We start from the raw sequence: 19,095 nt of genomic DNA, 5'->3' as shown, positions 1-19,095 counted from the left end.
TGGTGATAAATAAAAGGTAAAATTATGTCAACACAGCAAGAGCAACAAAATCATATTGAAGAGTTAAATAACGAGCTTGCAATACGTCGTGAAAAGCTTGCACATATTCGCGAGCAAGGTATTGCGTTCCCTAATGACTTTCGCCGTGACGCAATTTCAAGCGATCTTCATAAATTATATGACGATAAAACTAACGAAGAGTTAATTGAAAATAAAATTACCGTTACTGTTGCTGGTCGAATGATGATGCGCCGTATTATGGGGAAAGCATCGTTTGTTTCATTACAAGATGTTGCTGGGCAAATCCAACTTTATGTTACTCGTGATGATCTACCTGAAAACTTTTATAATGAACAATTTAAAAAGTGGGATCTTGGGGATATCATTGGAGCTAAAGGGTATTTGTTTAAAACAAAAACTGGCGAACTGTCAATTCACTGTGAAGAAATTCGTCTGTTAACTAAAGCGCTACGCCCATTACCTGACAAATTCCATGGTCTTGCTGATCAAGAAATGCGTTATCGTCAACGTTACCTAGATCTTATCACTAACCAAGAGTCGCGTAATACCTTTATTGCTCGTTCAAAAGTGGTAACAGAGATTCGTAACTTTATGCTTGAAAACCACTTTATGGAAGTTGAAACGCCAATGATGCAAGTGATCCCTGGTGGCGCTTCGGCTAAACCATTTATCACGCACCATAATGCGCTCGATCTTGATATGTATTTGCGTATTGCCCCTGAACTTTATTTAAAACGTTTGGTAGTGGGTGGTTTTGAACGTGTGTTTGAGATTAACCGGAACTTTCGTAATGAAGGAGTATCGCCAAGACATAATCCAGAATTCACCATGATGGAAATGTATATGGCTTATGCGGATTATAAAGATCTGATTGTTTTAACTGAATCGTTATTCCGTCGTTTAGCCATTGCGGTAACAGGTAATCCTGTTGTGCAATATGGCGATCATACTTTTGATTTTGGAAAACCTTTCATCAAAATGACCATGCGCGAAGCTATTTGTCATTATCGACCAGAAACCAATAATGCCGATTTAGATGATTTTGATAAAGCGTGTACTATTGCAAAAGCTGTTGGTATCAAAGTTGAAAAAGGTTGGGGTCTTGGTCGTGTTGTTACAGAAATCTTCGAAGAAGTTGCAGAAGCTAATTTAATTCAACCAACATTTATCACTGAATACCCAGCGGAAGTATCACCACTTGCTCGTCGTAACGATGAAAATCCATTTGTTACCGACCGTTTTGAGTTCTTTATTGGTGGACGAGAAATTGGTAACGGATTCTCAGAACTTAATGATGCTGAAGATCAAGCACAACGTTTTGCTGATCAAGTATCACAAAAAGATGCTGGAGATGATGAAGCGATGTTCTATGATGATGATTATATCACTGCACTTGAACATGGTTTACCGCCAACAGCAGGACTTGGTATTGGTATCGATCGCACAGTAATGTTATTTACTAACAGTCATACCATTCGTGACGTAATTTTATTCCCGACCATGCGTCCAATAAAATAAAATTTCTTACCATAATAAACCTCACTTATTATAAATAGGTGAGGTTTTATACTCAAACGTATAGTTAACCTCAAACTTTTTTACAAGATTATTTTTTATTATAATAAAAAAATTTGATATTAACTTTATTTAGGTATTTCTATCTCATTAAAACATTTAAAATAATTGAGTAAAAATCTTTTATTCATTGCAATTAAATTAAAATATTATTATTTATACCAACTCTAAACTTCACAAAGAACACTTATAGGCTTTCTAAATATTACCCTGAAATCTGATTAGTTAATGGTTAGAGATATAATAATTAGATCGTTATTAATCGGTCTATTGAGACAACAATAGTTAACATCCCTAATCAATATTGATTAAGTTTTTTAATGATAATAAAAGAAAAAATTAAGCTAACACCTTTAGTAAAAACTCAAACTATTGCAAAGAACGTCATCACTCATATCAAGTCACGATGGAATTAACAACATTTATAAAATAGTCAGTTATGAGAATAAGTAACCGTTAATGATATTCATCATTAACGGCCTATTAATTTAGATTAACCAACATTGGTCGGTTTAGTGTGATGAGGTAATATTAAATTTAATACAATAGCTAAAATGCCACACAAGCTAATTCCTTGTAGTGCATAAGAGCCAAAATCAAAAATCATTCCACCAATACCAAACACTAACACCAATGAAACAATACACATATTACGAGAAACGGATAGATCCACTTTATGTTTGACTAGAATATTGATGCCAACCGATGCAATTGAGCCAAACAGTAGCACCATAATGCCGCCCATAACTACCGTTGGAATGGAGCTTAAAAAAGCGCCAATCTTTCCGACAAAAGACATTAAAATCGCCCAAATTGCAGCCCACGTCATCACTCTTGTTTTAAAATTACGCGTTAACGTTACTGCACCAATTACTTCAGCGTAAGTAATACAAGGTGGTCCCCCCAAAAGTCCAGCAGTTGAGGTCGCGAGTCCGTCACCTAACAAAGTACGTTGTAAACCAGGTTCACGGGTATAATCTTTACCTGTAACAGAACTAATTGCCATAATATCACCTACATGTTCAATGGTTGGTGCAATAACAATTGGAATCATATATAAAATAGCTTGCCATTGAAATGTTGGAAACGTGAAATCAGGAACTTTAAACCATGGAGCATCAATAACAGATTGAAAATTGACAATACCAAATAAACACGAAAGCGTATATCCTACGATGATCCCAGCAATGATGGGTACTAATTTAAAAAAACCTTTTGCCCAAATCGCCATAGCTAAAGTAGTAATGAGTGATGCCATTGAAATAATAATTAATTGATAGTTTTCAGCGGGTAAACCACTATCTTTACCCATTGCCATGCCGACTGCGACCGGCGCTAGGGATAAACCAATAACCATAATAATGGGCCCCGTCACTACGGGTGGTAAAATTCGGTTAATTACATTATTTCCATTAATTTTTACTAAAAAAGCAAAAAACATAAACACAAAACCTGCAGCAACTAAACCGCCTAACGTTGCAGGTATTCCCCACTGCGCTACACCAAATGAAATTGGTGCAATAAAGGCAAAGGAAGAAGCTAAAAATACTGGCACTTTTCCTTTAGTGGTAAGTTGAAACAATAGCGTACCAACACCAGCGGTAAACAGTGCGACATTTGGGTTTAATCCAGTTAATAGAGGAACTAAAACTAATGCACCAAATGCGACAAATAACATTTGAGCTCCGGTAAAAATGTCCTGCCATGAGTGTTTAGACTGGGGGGCTTGATGCTTTACTTCATCTGTTGTGATTTTTGCCACGTTGACAATCTCCTTTTCAACTTAATATGTAGCTCATAAATAATTTAATAATTAATTAACAGGCATAAAAAAACCGGATAAACCGGTCTAAAATTTGAGATTTTATTTGGTGCCAAATATTTTATCGCCAGCATCACCAAGCCCTGGTAAGATGTAGCCTTTATCATTCAGCCTTTCATCAATTGAAGCGGTATAAAGTTCGACATCAGGATGCGCCTGCTCAAGTGTTTTAATGCCTTCGGGAGCAGCAACTAAAACCAATACTTTGATATTTTTACAGCCCGCTTTCTTAAGCAGATCAATAGTTGCAACCATTGAACCACCTGTTGCAAGCATTGGATCAACAACTAAAGCCATTCGTTCTTCAATATCAGAAGTTAATTTTTGGAAATAAGGAACTGGTTCTAATGTTTCTTCATTACGATAAAAACCAACGACGCTAATTCTTGCACTCGGTACATGTTCCAATACTCCATCCATCATACCTAAGCCTGCTCGCAAAATTGGCACTACAGTAATTTTTTTACCTTTAATGCGTTCTACTTGAACAGGACCACACCAACCTTCAATGGTTACCGTTTCGGTTGGAAGATTTGCCGTTGCTTCATAAGTTAATAAGCTGCCTACTTCGCTGGCAAGGTCACGGAAATCTTTTGTGCTAATATCATGTTCACGCATTAAACCAATTTTGTGACGTACAAGAGGGTGTTTTACTTCAACAATTTTCATGGGGGCCTCAGTGTTATTCTTTCAAGACATAATTAGTAGGTATAAATAACCACTGAGCGGTAATTCTAACATAAATCTCATTTTATGAAAACCTGAAATCAATACGAGAACTGTTAGCATAACTATTGAAAATAAAATAAATAAAACTGATTTTAATTCTAAAAATCAATTTTATTTTGATTTTTTTTTATTAAAATACCTACCACAAAAGGGTATTTTTCTAATTAAATTAAAAAGGAATATTTAAGGATGGATTGGTTTATTGATTGTATTACAAAAAATTATGTAAACTTCAGCGGAAGAGCACGTCGAAAAGAGTATTGGATGTTTAATTTATTTAATATTATTGCTTGCTTTGTTGTAATGCTGCTTGATTCTTTTTTGGAACTTAACAATATATTGATTTTAATATATGTGCTGGCAATATTGCTTCCTTCTTACGCTGTTACTGTACGACGCCTACATGATACAGACAAATCAGGCTGGTGGTTATTGCTGATGTTTGTTCCATTTGGCAATATTATATTACTTATCTTTTGTTTAATAGATTCGACACCGGGACCTAATCAATACGGAGAAAATCCTAAAAGGTTTTAATGTGTCAATGACCTCATTACCAGATGTAATGAGGTTAACTAATTTTTAGTGTTATCTAATATGTTATTAAATACTTTCGTCGCCTAAATAATCAACTAGAAAATCAATTTGTTGAAATACATCATTCATCATAATTAATCTTTCACGCAAAATTGGAAATATAGAAATTTTTCTTTCAATTCCGACTATTTACAGAATTACATCAACTTTTAATGATTACAATCTTAAACGAGAAATTTGCACTTGCTTCAGTAGGTAAATGGGTAATCAGCTTAATTAACAAATATCGAAATCTTTTTTGATAATATCATGTTTGCTCATTAAGCTATCTCTATGGTATTTAAAAGGATATTTTACTTAAATAGTTTTCATGAAAACCCTGTGCTATTTTTGAAGATATAATTAGTAGGTATAAATAGCCATTGATCGATAATACGAATATAAATATCGCGATAGAAAAACTCGAAATCAATAAGAGATCTGATAATATAGCCATTGAAAATAAAATAAAAAAATTAATTTTAATGATAAAAATCAGTTTTATTTTAATTTTTTTTTTATTAAAATACCTAGCCCCAAGAGGGTATTTTTCTAATTAAATTAAAAAGGAATATTTAAGGATGAATTGGTTTATTGATTGTATTACAAAAAATTATGTAAATTTCAACGGAAGAGCGCGTCGAAAAGAGTATTGGATGTATACTTTATTTAATGTTATTGCTTGCTTTGTTGTAATGCTGCTTGATTCTTTGTTGGGACTTGAATATGTATTGACTTTAATATATACGTTGGCAATATTACTCCCTTCTTTAGCTGTTACTGTACGACGCTTACATGATACAGGCAAATCAGGCTGGTGGATATTGCTACAATTTGTTCCTTTTGGCAGTATTATATTATTTGTCTTTTGTTTAATAGATTCGACACCTGGACCTAATCAATACGGTGAAAATCCTAAAGGGCTTTAATGTGTCAATGACCTCATTACTAGATGTAATGAGGTTAACTAAATTTCAATGTTATCTATTACTTTATTAAATACTTTCACCATCTAAATACTTAACAGGCAGATCAATTACATTTTGGTCTATTTGTTCTCCATTAATACGTTTTAGTAACATTTCTGCTGATTTTTGACCGATTTCAATTCTCGGTGTCAAAATAGAAGCTAGTTTCGGCGTGACGACTTGCCCAACATCATGTCCATGAAAACCAGCAATAGCTAGTTGTTCAGGTACTTTAATACCTAACCGTTGACATTCAAACAATACCCCAAGTGCTAAATCATCGTTAGTACTAAAAACACCATCAATTTGTGGATACTCTTTCAATGCTTGATGAAGTAAGTACTTACCTAATGAATAAGACGAAGATTCTTTTGTCGCAAAAGTTTTGGTAGACAGTCCTGCGTCTCGCATGGCTTGTTCATAACCTTGCTGGCGAATAATGCTTCTATCATCCTGACGCGCACTAAAATAAGCGATATGTTTATGACCTTTCTTAATCATGCGAATAACCATATTTTTAGTTACTTCATAATTATCAAAACCAACAGCCATATCAATACAAGGCGAAACACTATCCATAATTTCAACTACAGGTACACCTGATATTTCAATCATCTTTCGTGTTGCAGCGGTATGAGTTCGTTCAGTTAGTATCAATCCATCAATATTATAAGCAAGTAACGATCGCAAGCGCATTTCTTCTTTTTCAGGATTATATCCTGTGTGTGCAATCATGGTTTGATAACCATGTTTATCTGTTACAAGTTCGATGCCTTTCAATACATCAGCAAATACCTGATTGGTCAATGATGGTAATAAAACACCAATCGCATTACTTTTTGCATTAGACAGCATATCTGGCGCTTTATTAGGGATATAGCCAAGTTCATCTATTGCTGCTGAAATTTGTAACTGAAGTGGTTTTGATACAAGATTAGGATCACGTAAAAAACGGCTTACTGTCATTTTACTAATACCAATAAAATCAGCTATTTCCTGCAAACCTGTGCGACGTTTTTTTATACTAACCATGTTTTTTTATACTACTCATTAATATTTTCCAAAAGCACAGGTTGCCAATTTATTGGTGTTTTTCCTTGTTGCCGAATAAGATCGTTCGCTTTTGAAAAATGCTTACAACCAAAAAAACCACGATGTGCAGACAATGGCGATGGATGAACGGAAGTTAAAACATGATGTTTTTGACGATCAATAAATTGACCTTTTTTCTGCGCAGGTGATCCCCATAACAAAAAAACCACCCCTTCAAGGTATTTATCGATTGCAGCGATTACGTGATCGGTAAATGTTTCCCAACCTATTTTCGCGTGTGAATGAGCCTGACCTGCCTCAACAGTTAATACGTTGTTCAACAATAATACGCCTTGCGTTGCCCAAGAGGCAAGGTAACCATGAGAAGGAATTTTAAATCCTTCAATATCAGTTGAGAGTTCTTTATAAATATTTAATAAAGAAGGAGGTGGTTTTATACCCGGTAACACTGAAAATGAAAGCCCATGCGCTTGATTAGGGCCATGATAAGGATCTTGCCCTAAAATCACCACTTTAATTTCATTAAATGGAGTAAAACGAAAAGCATTAAAAACATCGTGCTGAGGAGGATAAATAATCTTCCCGTCAGCACGTTGTGATGCGACAAATTGCATTATCTGTTGAAAATAAGGTTTTTCTTTCTCAGATCCAATGACATCATGCCATGTTAATTGATTATTCATACAATACCTATATTATTTTATGGCTCAACAACATTATTTACTGGTTGCAATAATTATACCTAAAAATAATAATAAGCCTATTGCTAATCAATTTTATGCAATTTAAATAAAGACTCTTAAATATTCCGTTAAACATAAAATCGCCATAGATTGTCCGTATGGCATTGATGTTAGTGGAATATTTTTATAATACTCCAGATCGTTACCCATTGCCGTTCCAAATGAAACATTTAAGAGTGTACCTTTATCATTAATGTTTGCCATTACACCTTTAATTGCTTTTTCAGCAATAACTTTGTAATCATCAGATATATAACGTTTTCTTATTGATTTTAATATTCCATAGGCAAAACCTGCAGTTGCTGATGTTTCCAAATACGAGTTAGCATCATCGATAATGGTATGCCATAAACCACTTTCATCTTGATATTTGGCTAATGCTTCCACTTGAGCATTTAAAACTTCAATCAACATTTTACCAATAGGGTCATGTTCCTGAAGATCAAGTAGTTCAATAAATTCAGGAATCACTATGGTTAACCAGCTGTTTCCTCTGGCCCATCTTGCTTTAGCAAAATTATGATTACCTTCAAAAGTCCAACCATGGAACCAAAGACCTGTTTGACGATCCATTAAATATTGAATGTGAATTAATATTTGATAAATTGCTTCTTGAATGTATTGAGGTTTATTGAGTAATTTACCAATTTTGGCAATAGGTAATACGCTCATCATCAATGTATCATCCCAGAGTTGTTGATGATTTTCATTGTTATAAACGATATGTTGTAAACCTTTAAATTTAGTTCGAGGCATCTCATACATTACCCAATCTGCCCAGCGTTCTAAATATGGTAGAAAAACTGGATTTTTAGTTTCTTCATAACGGTAAGCTAATGTTAGAAATGGGCATACAGTATTTACATTTTTAGTTGGTGTACCCTCAGATAAACGTCGCTTAAACCAATTATCAATAATGTCTAACGTAGTCTTATCGCCAGTCTGTTGATAAAATTGGTACATACCATAAAGACCAATGCCATGAGTCCATTCCCATCCATCCCAACCTTTAGTATCAATAATTCGTCCATCGTCCAAGCGCAATAAAAATTCACCTGTTTCATCCTTTATATTAATTAAATTATTTATAATGTTGTGAATTAATTCTTGCAACTCAGTTCTAGAAATTAAGTACTCAGGTTTACAGAGCAATTTACTATGTTTTACAGGAAATATTTGCATCTCTTCTCATCCTTTGATTAAATTTATATAAAAACAACTAACACTCATTTATTTAGCTTTATAACCAATATTATTATTGCCCCAAAGTTTGGCAACTGGCATTCCAGTCAACATTTCAACAATAGGTTTACCTTTATCACTAATTCTTTTTTCTGAATTTGTTCCAATTCCTTTTATATTATTAATTTCATCAATTAATATTTTGTGAGTTTTCAAATTAAGTTTAAATTTTAATGAAATCAAAAAACCCAAAGTTAAAACAAAGATAGTTCCAACGACTAATAAGATTAAAATAGTTTGTGATACCGCTGGTGGTTGCTCATTTTGCCCTTTAACAAACCCTGAGTATTGTAAACAAATACCAATTAACATTACCGCTCCTGCTTGAGAAGCTTTCCGTGTAAAAGTCATTACACCGGCAAAAATTCCTTCGCGACGTTTACCAGTAATAATTTCATCCACATCAGATATATAAGTATAGATATTCCAAGGGACATAGTTGATACCTCCGCGTCCCAATCCAGCTATCGCAGATACAGTAACTAATAGTGTATGAATATTACTTAAGTTGTAATACCAAATCACACCATAAGCTAAGCAACTAATACCAAAAATGGTGATAACACCGCGATATGCAGGTGCTGGTCCATATTTAATACATAACGGCATCATTCCTAATACCGCAACAAACTGTGTTATGGACATAGTACCAACTAGCATAGATGCAACTGTTGGTTCTTGTAATAACACAAAAATCACATAGTAAGTAAATACTGCATTAAAAACATCTTGTGCAATATATCCCCCTAAATACATACCTAAATGCTGTCTGAAAATTTTGATTTTAAATGTAGATAGGAGTTCAATAATTAAATGACGAATACTTTCTTTGAATGATAATGAAGCGGCTTCTTGTTCAGCTTGTAAAGCTTCTTTAGATTTAAGTTCTTTTGGTCTTTCCCAAGTAAATAAGTACACCATACAAAGAGCAAAAGAGCATAAAATGGAAAATACTAAACTGGCGTAAAAAAACGATATAGCATTATCTTTCCCAAAATAAGTAAGTAATACGCCCGGTAAAAAACCCGCCAAAATTGCAGACAATTGCGCCATAGATATACGCGCACCAGAAAATTTTGTCTTTTGCTTAAAATCATCGGTCATTTCTGGAACAAGCGTTTCGTAAGGAACAAGAACCATGGTGTAAACCATATCAAAGAAGAGATAAGTTAATAAGTAATAGATATAGCTCATACCTGGAGCCCACATTACGCTATAACTAAAAATGAGAGGGATACCGAGTAGTATAAAAAATTTACGTCGACCAAAACGCTGACCTAAGCGAGTTCGACCAAAATTATCCGTTAAATATCCCATTAATGGACTAATTACGGCATCAAGTACTCTAGCTGCAGCAAAAATAAATGTTGCTTCAATAGGGGTTAAATCACAGAAATTGGTATAAAAATATAATAACCATACCGCAGTTAATGCAGTCGTTCCTGCACCTAAAAAATCACCGCCACCATAAGCTAAGTAATTTTTTAATCCTATTACTCTATTTTTCATATTTACCCCACACATTTTCCAACTTATCCCAAAAAAGAAGTATCACTTCTAGATTGATCCTAGTTGTAGTCTATGGTGAGAGAATTCCTTAAACTTTAACGTGAATGCCAACTTTTTATAAAAGTGGCAAAAATTTAAAAGTCGGCGTGATTTTTATCACAAATATCTTATTTTCTTCAAAATCTTTTTATTTTTAAAAAAAATTTATGAAACAATAATTTAAAATTTATTTTAATTAAGTTGTGGGTATTTATATGACTGTTCCAAAAGTTGCTATTCTATTAGCAGAGGGTTTTGAGGAAGCTGAAGCAATCATTATTTATAACGCGCTTTGTCGTCTCAAAATTGAAGTTCATTTATTAGCATGCCAAAATCAGATTATAGTCACGAGTTATCATAATATTGAAATGAAAGCACATGCGTTACTTATGGAAAAACAATCAACTCTTTATGATGCTATCATTTTGCCAGGTGGGCCTGACGGAACGATCAATTTAGGTAAGAATCCCGACGTAATTCAATTTATTCAATCACACGATGCTGCTGGTAAATGGATCTGTCCAATCTGCTCTGCTGCCGTAAAAGTATTAAATAAAAACAATTTACTCAAAGGCAGAAAGTACGTATGCTCCGGTGATTTGTATAAAAATGCTCATGACGGTGTTTTCGTTGATCAAGATATCGTTTTAGATAAAAATCTTTTTAGTGGTAAAGGTCTTGGTATGGCATTTAAATTTGCTTTTACACTTGGAGAATTGCTTAATATAGATAAAAAAGAGGTTAAATTTCAAGCTGAACATATTTATATCTCTTATTGATCATATTAATTTTTGGAGTTTTAATTGTTGCTGTATCTTTTAAATTTCCTCAAAAAAGATCCATCTAAATTACACAATAAATTTTAAAAGATTTAAACAGTTGCTTGTAAGCATTGCAATTACAGTGAAAAAGCTAAACAAAGGTATTACTTATTGAATTGATAGTTCTTTTTGACTTTAATCAAATTTTGAAAGTGCTATATTAACCTATAATTAATAAGGGCAATAAGGCCCGTTAGGAGGATTTAAAAATGATTACAGGTATCCAAATTACTAAAGCTGACAATGCTGCACTACTTAACTCTTTTTGGTTATTAGATGATTCAACAAAAGAAGCTCGTTGTGTAGCTGCTAAATCTGTTTATAAAGAAGATCAAATTATTCCAACTGCTGAATTAGGTCAATTTGAATATCGTGAAGTACCTTTAGATGTAGCACCAACAATCAAAGTTGAAGGTGGTCAACATTTAAATGTTAACGTTCTTCGTCGTGAAACCTTGGAAGATGCAGTAAAACATCCAGAAAAATATCCACAATTAACTATTCGTGTTTCTGGCTATGCTGTACGTTTTAATTCTTTAACAGCAGAACAACAGCGTGATGTTATTGCACGTACTTTTACTACAAAAATGTAATTAGTATTAATATTATTTGTGCCTAATAATAATTAACATAAAAAGGATAATGAAAATTATCCTTTTTTTTGTTGAAATGATCATTTACTTATACAATTATTAAATAACTTAATAATCCTAGTGTTAAGTCAAAAATAAAAAATCCCCACTATCTGATCAAAGCAAATTGATAAGGTTAAACGCCAAAAATCAAAATTGTTAAAAAATCATCACAATAAATTATATTTTAATCTAATGAATTAATTAATGCTGATATGTCAGCTCGCTCCATATAATTAACATTTACATAAGCAAAATGAATTTTTTTATCCTGACCAATTAAGTAAGTTGCAGGTATAGGTAATTTATAACTATCATCACCATTAAAATCAGGTAAATAAGCCCCCAAACACTTGTATAGTTCTCTAACATTTTCTGGTAATGTAAAAACTAAACCAAATTTATTAGCTACCTGATTTTCAACATCAGATAATATATTAATTGATAGCGATTTTTCTTTTTTTAATTGTGCACTAATTTCAGAATTTTGTGGTGAAATGGCAATAAAATGCATATTTTTTTCTTGTTGGATCAATTTTAAATTATTTTCGAAATGTTCTAATTCTTTGACACAAAATGGGCACCAACTACCACGGAAAAAACTAATTACGACTGGTTTATTTTCAAGTAATTTATATAAATTAATCGGCTGATTCTCTGTTGATAGTAATGAAAAATTTGGTGCAATATCTCCATATTGCAAAGCATGACTATCTAATTTTTTACTTAACATATCTGATAATGAACTTTCCATGATATTTAACATATCTTGAGGTAATTGTTCAATCATACCTTGTTTTAATAATTCTAACTCTTCAATTGTTTTCATTAAGTAAGATCCTTTGTTAATACATTTTCATAAATTTGACTCAATACTTTTTTAAATATAGCAACATCATTATCAGATAAATTATTCGTTATTTTTTCTATCCATAAACTGTGCTGTTTCAATGTTTCTGTTAATAAGACAGTACCTGCAGAAGTTAAAGAAACCAAAGTAATCCTTTTATCTTTTTTATCGTTTTTTTTGGATATTAACTGCTTATTAACTAATGAACTAATAAGAGTGGTTGTAGAAGCTTTAGTTATTCCTAGTTTTTTAGCTATTTCTTGTAAAGATAATTCTTGATATTCTTGTAATAAAACTAAAATAATTAACCGACTCTCTGAGAGGTCAAATTGTTGCAGACGCTTAGAACATTCAATATCAATCAAATTAGACACTGATAACAAAGTAAAGCATGTTCGAATTTTTTCTAAATTAATAGTATTTTCTTTTTTCAAAATATTACAAAAAGATAAATATCGATTTTCTAGTTGCATATATAAATTTCACAAATTAGTTAGTGACCTTACTATTTTTATATGCTAAATAAAGTATGGTTTAATGTCAAACATTTGTTTTAAATATTGGATATGCAGGAAAGGAAAGAAGATAAAAATTACAATATGAATAAGACAATAACAAAATCGAGCCTTAATGGCTCGATTGCATTATTATTGATTAATATTAACCGAAAAACTTTTTCACTTTATCAAAAAAGCTTTTTTCTTTCGGACTATGTTTAGAGCTTTTATCCGCTTTAAAACTTTCACCTAACTCTTTCAGTAGCTCTTTTTGTTTAGTGGTTAAATTAACTGGTGTTTCAACTACGACATGACAGTAAAGATCACCAACCGAACTACCACGCAATGATTTAATACCTTTACCACGTAATCGGAACATTCTGCCTGTTTGCGTTTCGGCTGGAATGGTTAAACTTACTTTTCCGTTAAGGGTTGGAACCTCAACTTCACCACCCAGTGATGCTAAAACAATGTTAATCGGTATTTCGCAATGTAAATTAGTGCCATCACGTTCAAAAATCGCATGCTGTTTGATCTGTACTTGAACATATAAATCACCTGCTGGAGCACCATTTAAACCAGCTTCACCTTCACCAGCAAGTCGAATTCGGTTTCCAGTATCAACACCCGCTGGAATAGTTACTGATAGTGTTTTATTTTTTTGTACACGACCTTCACCATGACACTTCTTACATGGATTTTTAACAACTTTACCACGACCATGACAGGTTGGACATTCTTGTTGTACAGCAAAAAATCCTTGGCGCATTTGTACAACACCAGAACCATGACAGGTATCACAAGTAACGACATCCGATGATTTTTCAGTACCTTGTCCATGACAAGTATCACATGTGACCCAAGTTGGTACTTTAATTTCTTTGCTGACACCGTTAGCCGCTTCTTCTAGCGTTAGCGTAATATTATATTGCAGATCAGCGCCTCGTGATGCCGTTTGACCACGTCCACGCCCTCCACCGAAGAAGTCACTGAATAGATCATCAAATGCACCCCCACCAAAACCACCGAAACCGCCAAAACCACCTGCTCCAGCGCCGCCACCTTGTTCAAATGCTGCATGGCCATATTGATCATAAGCAGCTTTCTTTTGGGCATCGGTCAAAATCTCATATGCTTCTTTGACTTCTTTAAATTTTGCTTCAGCTTCAGCTTTATTATCCTGATTTTTATCAGGATGATATTTCATGGCAAGGCGTTTATAGGCTTTTTTTATTTCACTTTCTGTGGCTGTTTTGCTTACGCCTAATATTTCATAATAGTCTTTCTTCGCCATAATTAACCTTTATTTTTATCATAACATAAACAACTAAACGGGCTTGAGTTACCTCGCGCCCGTTTAATGTGTTACATGTTTAAAACTCGTTGAAATAACTCATTAAAAAACATCTTTATCAATGCTTATTATTTTTTCTCGTCATCAACTTCTTTAAAATCAGCATCAACAACATCATCATCTTGCGCCGCAGAACCGCTGTTAGCTTGGTTTGCAGATTGACCTGCTTGAGCTTGTTGTTGTTCTAATTCAAGTAATTTTTTAGATGCTTCCATCAACGCATTGATTTTTTCTTCAATTTCAGCTTTATCTTCACCGCGAGCAGCAATTTCTAAAGCGCTTACGGCATCTTCAATCGCTTTTTTATCATCTGCTGATAGTTGATCACCAGCTTCTGTCACTTTTTTACGAGTTGAGTGAACAAGATGATCCGCTTGGTTACGCACTTGAGCTAACTCTTCAAACTTACGGTCAGCATCGGCATTTGCTTCAGCATCATTTACCATTTTTTGGATCTCTTCTTCACTTAAACCAGAAGAAGCCTTAATAGTAATGTTTTGTTCACGACCTGTATTTTTGTCTTTCGCTGAGACATGTAAAATACCGTCAGCGTCGATATCAAAAGTTACTTCAATTTGTGGCATACCACGAGGTGCAGCTTGAATACCATCAAGGTTAAATTGACCTAAAGATTTATTATCACTAGCACGTTTACGTTCACCTTGTAACACATGGATAGTTACTGCTGATTGGTTATCTTCAGCTGTTGAGAACACTTGACTATGTTTAGTTGGGATAGTTGTGTTTTTCTCAATTAAGGTAGTCATTACACCACCCATAGTTTCAATACCAAGTGATAATGGTGTTACGTCAAGCAATAATACATCTTTAACATCACCACCAAGCACACCACCTTGTACTGCAGCACCAACTGCTACTGCTTCATCAGGATTTACATCTTTACGTGGCTCTTTACCAAAGAAGTCAGCAACCGCTTTTTGCACCATTGGCATACGAGTTTGACCACCGACTAAAATTACATCTTTAATATCAGATACAGAAAGACCAGCATCTTGTAAAGCAGTTTTAACTGGTTCCATTGAACGTTTAACTAAATCTTCTACTAAAGATTCAAGTTTTGCACGTGTTACTTTGATATTTAAATGTTTTGGTCCGGTTGCATCAGCAGTGATATATGGTAAGTTGATATCAGTTTGTTGTGCTGATGATAATTCAATTTTCGCTTTTTCAGCAGCTTCTTTTAAACGTTGCATTGCAAGTGGATCGTTTTTAAGATCGAAACCTTGTTCGCGTTTAAATTCATCAACTAAATAGTTAATTAAACGAGAGTCAAAGTCTTCACCACCTAAGTGAGTATCACCATTTGTAGCTAATACTTCAAATGTTTTTTCACCATCAACATCATCAATTTCGATAATTGAAATATCGAATGTACCACCACCAAGGTCATATACGGCGATAGTGCGGTTACCCACATCTTTATCTAAACCATAAGCAAGCGCTGCTGCTGTTGGTTCGTTGATGATACGTTTAACATCTAAACCAGCAATACGACCAGCATCTTTTGTTGCTTGACGTTGAGCATCATTAAAATAAGCTGGAACAGTGATAACGGCTTCAGTAACGGGTTCACCAAGATAATCTTCTGCTGTTTTTTTCATTTTCTTTAATACTTCAGCAGAGATTTGTGGTGGAGCAATTTTTTGTCCTTTAACATCAACCCACGCATCGCCGTTGTCAGCTTTTACAATTTTGTATGGCATAATACCCACATCACGTTGTACTTCAGCATCTTCAAAACGACGACCAATTAAACGTTTAATAGCAAATAATGTATTTTGTGGATTTGTTACTGCTTGGCGTTTTGCTGGTTGACCAACTAAAATTTCACCATCTTGTGTATAAGCAATAATGGAAGGGGTTGTGCGATCACCTTCTGCATTTTCTAATACTTTTGCTTGCCCATTGTCCATCACTGCAACACATGAATTTGTTGTACCTAAATCGATACCAATAATTTTACCCATAATCTTTGTCTCCTCAAAACCTGTATTTTATTTCTTGTATATAAGTCTTAAATTTTAATTTTCAAGCTTTAAATTTATACAAAGTAATATTTTTTGTTTCCACATAGATGGGAACAATATTGTTAATATCAAGGGGCAATATAAAAATTTTTTAATATATCTTGATTGCTGGGTTCTCTGCACTTATCATTGCCGCTCTTTTTTTATTGTAGAACTTAATTTATAGGATCTTTATGGAACAAACAAAACTTGCAAATCCTGGCCCTTTAGGTTTAATGGGATTTGGTATGACAACAATTTTATTAAATATTCATAATGCAGGATTCTTTCCTGTTATGACTGTAATTGTCTCAATGGGTATTTTTTATGGTGGTCTTGCACAAGTTATTGCTGGTATTTTAGAATTCCGCAAAGGCAATACGTTTGGAACAACAGCATTTACCTCTTATGGTTTCTTTTGGATCGCATTAGTTGGTATTTGGTATTTACCAACTTCACCAGCAACTGCACCATCTGATGCAACCTTTGTGGGTATCTTCCTTGCTTTATGGGGAATTTTTACTGGTTTTATGTTTATTGGTACCTTGAAAGGCAATCGAGTATTACAATTTGTTTTTGCTAGCCTAACACTGTTATTTGCTCTATTGGCAATTGGTAATATTTCAGGTGATCATGGCATTATTCATATTGCTGGATTTGAAGGCATTATTTGTGGTGCAAGTGCAATTTATTTGGCAATGGCAGAAGTGATTAACGAACAATTTGGTCGTACTATTTTGCCTATTGGTGCACCTAAAGGCGCAGCGCATTAAGAAAATTAAGCAGTCATATAATTGACTTTTTTAAGTGAGCAATGAAAACGGGGAAATATCCCCGTTTTTTTATGTCCAATAAGAGCGATTAAAGTCGATTATTTTTTATAAGCATCATTATGCACACCAACTGCCGCTCGGCCTGATGGATCGTTTAAGTTTTTAAATGATTCATCCCATTCAATTGCTTTAGCCGTTGAACACGCAACCGTTGGACCGCCTGGTACACAATGGGCAGCACTTTCAACTGGGAATAATTCATCAAAAATTTCACGATACATGTATGCTTCTTTCGATGCAGGCGTATTGTAAGGGAAGCGGAATTTTGCATTTTCTAACTGCTGATCAGTAATCTTGCTTTCAGCAATCTCTTTTAATGTATCAATCCAGCTATAACCAACGCCGTCAGAGAATTGTTCTTTTTGACGCCAAACTACCGATGCAGGTAAATAAGATTCAAATGCTTCACGAACAATGTGTTTTTCCATTTTACCGTTGCTGCCACACATTTTATCTTTTGGATTAATGCGCATCGCCACATCTAAGAATTTTTTATCTAAGAATGGTACTCGAGCCTCAACACCCCAAGCAGCCATAGCTTTATTTGCTCGCGCACAGTCGTACATATGCAATGCAGCTAATTTACGTACGGTTTCTTCATGGAACTCTTTTGCATTTGGCGCTTTATGGAAATACAAATAACCACCAAATACTTCATCCGCACCTTCACCAGATAGAACCATTTTTATACCCATTGCTTTGATCTTACGCGCCATTAAATACATTGGCGTTGAAGCACGAATGGTGGTTACATCATAAGTTTCGATGTAATAAATGACATCACGAATCGCATCAATACCTTCTTGAATAGTAAAGTTAATTTCGTGATGAACTGTACCTAAATGGTCAGCAACAGCCTGCGCAGCTTTCAAATCTGGCGCACCTTTTAAACCTACCGCAAATGAGTGTAGCTGCGGCCACCAAGCTTCTGATTTTTCATGATCTTCAACACGGCGCGCTGAGAATTTTTTGGTAATGGCAGAGATAACTGAAGAGTCAAGACCGCCAGATAATAACACACCATAAGGCACATCAGACATAAGATGGCTTTTAACAGACTCTTCTAAAGCAATACGTAACGCATTAATATCGGTCTTGTTATCTTTTACATTCTCGTAGTCCATCCAGTCACGTTGGTAATAAGTTTTAATTTCACCTTCAGTACTAGATAAATAACTTCCAGGAGGGAAAGCTTCAATGGTTTTACAAACGGGTACTAGTGCTTTCATTTCTGAAGCAACATAAAACGTACCATTTTCATCATATCCCATATACATAGGGATAATACCTATGTGATCACGACCAATGAAATAAGTACCTTTATTGATGTCATAAAGGATAAAAGCAAACATACCTTGTAATTCATCAAGACAATGGATACCTTTTTCTTGATAAAGAGCTAAGATTACTTCACAGTCAGAGCCTGTTTGAAATTCATAACGATCTTTGTACTGATTTCGGAGTTCTTGATGATTATAAATTTCGCCATTGACTGCTAAAACTAAAGTTTTATCTTTATTATAAAGTGGCTGAGATCCTGTATTAACATCTACAATTGATAAACGTTCATGAGCTAAAATAGCTTTATCAGAAGCAAAAATACCAGACCAATCAGGACCACGGTGACGTTGTAGACTTGATAGCTCTAATGCTTTTGTTCGTAGTTGTTCTGGATCTGATTTAATATCAAGAATACCTAAAATCGAACACATTGATTTTCTCCATTTAAAATCGCCTAGGCGATACAATTTACAAGTAAAAAACTAACTATCTGTATGAAAATATTCATATCATTTTGTTGTTA

At 34.0% G+C, this 19,095-nt stretch carries 17 protein-coding genes; 6 read left to right on the top strand and 11 right to left on the bottom strand.

Annotated features, from left to right (window positions below):
• Positions 1 to 24: 24 nt before the first annotated feature.
• Complete coding sequence (lysS, locus tag H3S88_RS02830; RefSeq protein ID WP_198227662.1) at positions 25 to 1,539, top strand: lysine--tRNA ligase; 1,515 nt, start codon at positions 25 to 27, stop codon at positions 1,537 to 1,539.
• A gap of 550 nt (positions 1,540 to 2,089) precedes the next feature.
• Here lysS and H3S88_RS02825 read toward each other — a convergent pair.
• Positions 2,090 to 3,349 carry a uracil-xanthine permease family protein gene (locus H3S88_RS02825; protein ID WP_370528582.1) on the bottom strand — a complete coding sequence of 420 codons (1,260 nt, stop codon included), beginning with the start codon at positions 3,347 to 3,349 and terminating at the stop codon, positions 2,090 to 2,092.
• A gap of 111 nt (positions 3,350 to 3,460) precedes the next feature.
• On the bottom strand, positions 3,461 to 4,087 hold the full coding sequence (gene upp, locus H3S88_RS02820; protein ID WP_025314320.1) for a uracil phosphoribosyltransferase: 627 nt from the start codon (positions 4,085 to 4,087) through the stop codon (positions 3,461 to 3,463).
• A gap of 249 nt (positions 4,088 to 4,336) precedes the next feature.
• Here upp and H3S88_RS02815 point away from each other — a divergent pair, with 249 nt between their 5' ends.
• Together H3S88_RS02815 and H3S88_RS02810 are read left to right on the top strand one after the other, a co-directional pair.
• The gene (locus tag H3S88_RS02815; RefSeq protein ID WP_144092066.1) at positions 4,337 to 4,684 is read left to right on the top strand and encodes a DUF805 domain-containing protein; all 348 of its coding nucleotides are present in this window, start codon (positions 4,337 to 4,339) and stop codon (positions 4,682 to 4,684) included.
• Between the two features lie 620 nt (positions 4,685 to 5,304).
• Positions 5,305 to 5,652 (top strand): DUF805 domain-containing protein, encoded by a 348-nt coding sequence (locus H3S88_RS02810; RefSeq protein ID WP_198227666.1) that lies wholly within the window; start codon positions 5,305 to 5,307, stop codon positions 5,650 to 5,652.
• 66 nt (positions 5,653 to 5,718) lie between these two features.
• Here the strand turns inward: H3S88_RS02810 and gntR are convergent, their stop codons facing one another.
• The 4 genes from gntR to H3S88_RS02790 all read right to left on the bottom strand — a co-directional run bounded on the left by gntR (position 5,719) and on the right by H3S88_RS02790 (position 10,238).
• Positions 5,719 to 6,714, bottom strand: a complete 996-nt coding sequence (gene gntR, locus H3S88_RS02805) for a gluconate operon transcriptional repressor GntR (protein ID WP_198227752.1) — start codon at positions 6,712 to 6,714, stop codon at positions 5,719 to 5,721.
• A gap of 20 nt (positions 6,715 to 6,734) precedes the next feature.
• The gene (ung, locus tag H3S88_RS02800; RefSeq protein ID WP_198227668.1) at positions 6,735 to 7,427 is read right to left on the bottom strand and encodes a uracil-DNA glycosylase; all 693 of its coding nucleotides are present in this window, start codon (positions 7,425 to 7,427) and stop codon (positions 6,735 to 6,737) included.
• Between the two features lie 102 nt (positions 7,428 to 7,529).
• Complete coding sequence (locus H3S88_RS02795) at positions 7,530 to 8,669, bottom strand: glycoside hydrolase family 105 protein (protein WP_086326276.1); 1,140 nt, start codon at positions 8,667 to 8,669, stop codon at positions 7,530 to 7,532.
• 48 nt (positions 8,670 to 8,717) lie between these two features.
• Entirely contained in the window at positions 8,718 to 10,238 is a 1,521-nt protein-coding gene (locus H3S88_RS02790; RefSeq protein WP_198227670.1) for an MFS transporter, read from the bottom strand.
• A 254-nt stretch (positions 10,239 to 10,492) separates the two neighbouring features.
• Between H3S88_RS02790 and H3S88_RS02785 the strand changes: the two genes are divergently transcribed.
• Positions 10,493 to 11,056 (top strand): DJ-1/PfpI family protein, encoded by a 564-nt coding sequence (locus H3S88_RS02785; RefSeq protein ID WP_198227672.1) that lies wholly within the window; start codon positions 10,493 to 10,495, stop codon positions 11,054 to 11,056.
• 251 nt (positions 11,057 to 11,307) lie between these two features.
• Positions 11,308 to 11,691 carry an autonomous glycyl radical cofactor GrcA gene (gene grcA / locus H3S88_RS02780; protein ID WP_025314317.1) on the top strand — a complete coding sequence of 128 codons (384 nt, stop codon included), beginning with the start codon at positions 11,308 to 11,310 and terminating at the stop codon, positions 11,689 to 11,691.
• Positions 11,692 to 11,917: 226 nt separating this feature from the next.
• Here grcA and H3S88_RS02775 read toward each other — a convergent pair whose 3' ends face one another.
• The 4 genes from H3S88_RS02775 to dnaK form a co-directional block, all read right to left on the bottom strand.
• Positions 11,918 to 12,559, bottom strand: a complete 642-nt coding sequence (locus H3S88_RS02775; RefSeq protein ID WP_198227674.1) for a peroxiredoxin-like family protein — start codon at positions 12,557 to 12,559, stop codon at positions 11,918 to 11,920.
• The gene (locus H3S88_RS02770; RefSeq protein WP_198227676.1) at positions 12,559 to 13,053 is read right to left on the bottom strand and encodes a MarR family winged helix-turn-helix transcriptional regulator; all 495 of its coding nucleotides are present in this window, start codon (positions 13,051 to 13,053) and stop codon (positions 12,559 to 12,561) included. The genes H3S88_RS02775 and H3S88_RS02770 overlap by 1 nt, the downstream gene beginning before the upstream one ends.
• Positions 13,054 to 13,240: 187 nt before the next feature.
• Positions 13,241 to 14,371 (bottom strand): molecular chaperone DnaJ, encoded by a 1,131-nt coding sequence (gene dnaJ / locus H3S88_RS02765; protein ID WP_198227678.1) that lies wholly within the window; start codon positions 14,369 to 14,371, stop codon positions 13,241 to 13,243.
• Positions 14,372 to 14,499: 128 nt separating this feature from the next.
• A complete protein-coding gene (dnaK, locus tag H3S88_RS02760) occupies positions 14,500 to 16,419 on the bottom strand; it encodes a molecular chaperone DnaK (protein WP_198227680.1) in 1,920 nt (639 codons plus the stop codon).
• 233 nt (positions 16,420 to 16,652) lie between these two features.
• Between dnaK and satP the strand changes: the two genes are divergently transcribed.
• The gene (gene satP, locus H3S88_RS02755; protein WP_086326013.1) at positions 16,653 to 17,231 is read left to right on the top strand and encodes an acetate uptake transporter; all 579 of its coding nucleotides are present in this window, start codon (positions 16,653 to 16,655) and stop codon (positions 17,229 to 17,231) included.
• Between the two features lie 98 nt (positions 17,232 to 17,329).
• Here the strand turns inward: satP and asnB are convergent, their stop codons facing one another.
• Positions 17,330 to 19,003, bottom strand: a complete 1,674-nt coding sequence (asnB, locus tag H3S88_RS02750) for an asparagine synthase B (protein ID WP_025314311.1) — start codon at positions 19,001 to 19,003, stop codon at positions 17,330 to 17,332.
• Between the last annotated feature and the right edge of the window lie 92 nt (positions 19,004 to 19,095).

This window comes from Gilliamella sp. B14448G11 (assembly GCF_016101765.1).
Taxonomy (GTDB): Bacteria; Pseudomonadota; Gammaproteobacteria; order Enterobacterales; family Orbaceae; genus Gilliamella; species Gilliamella apicola_N.
Note: the sequence above shows the minus strand (reverse complement) of the source record. Positions and strands in the feature narration are given on the sequence as shown.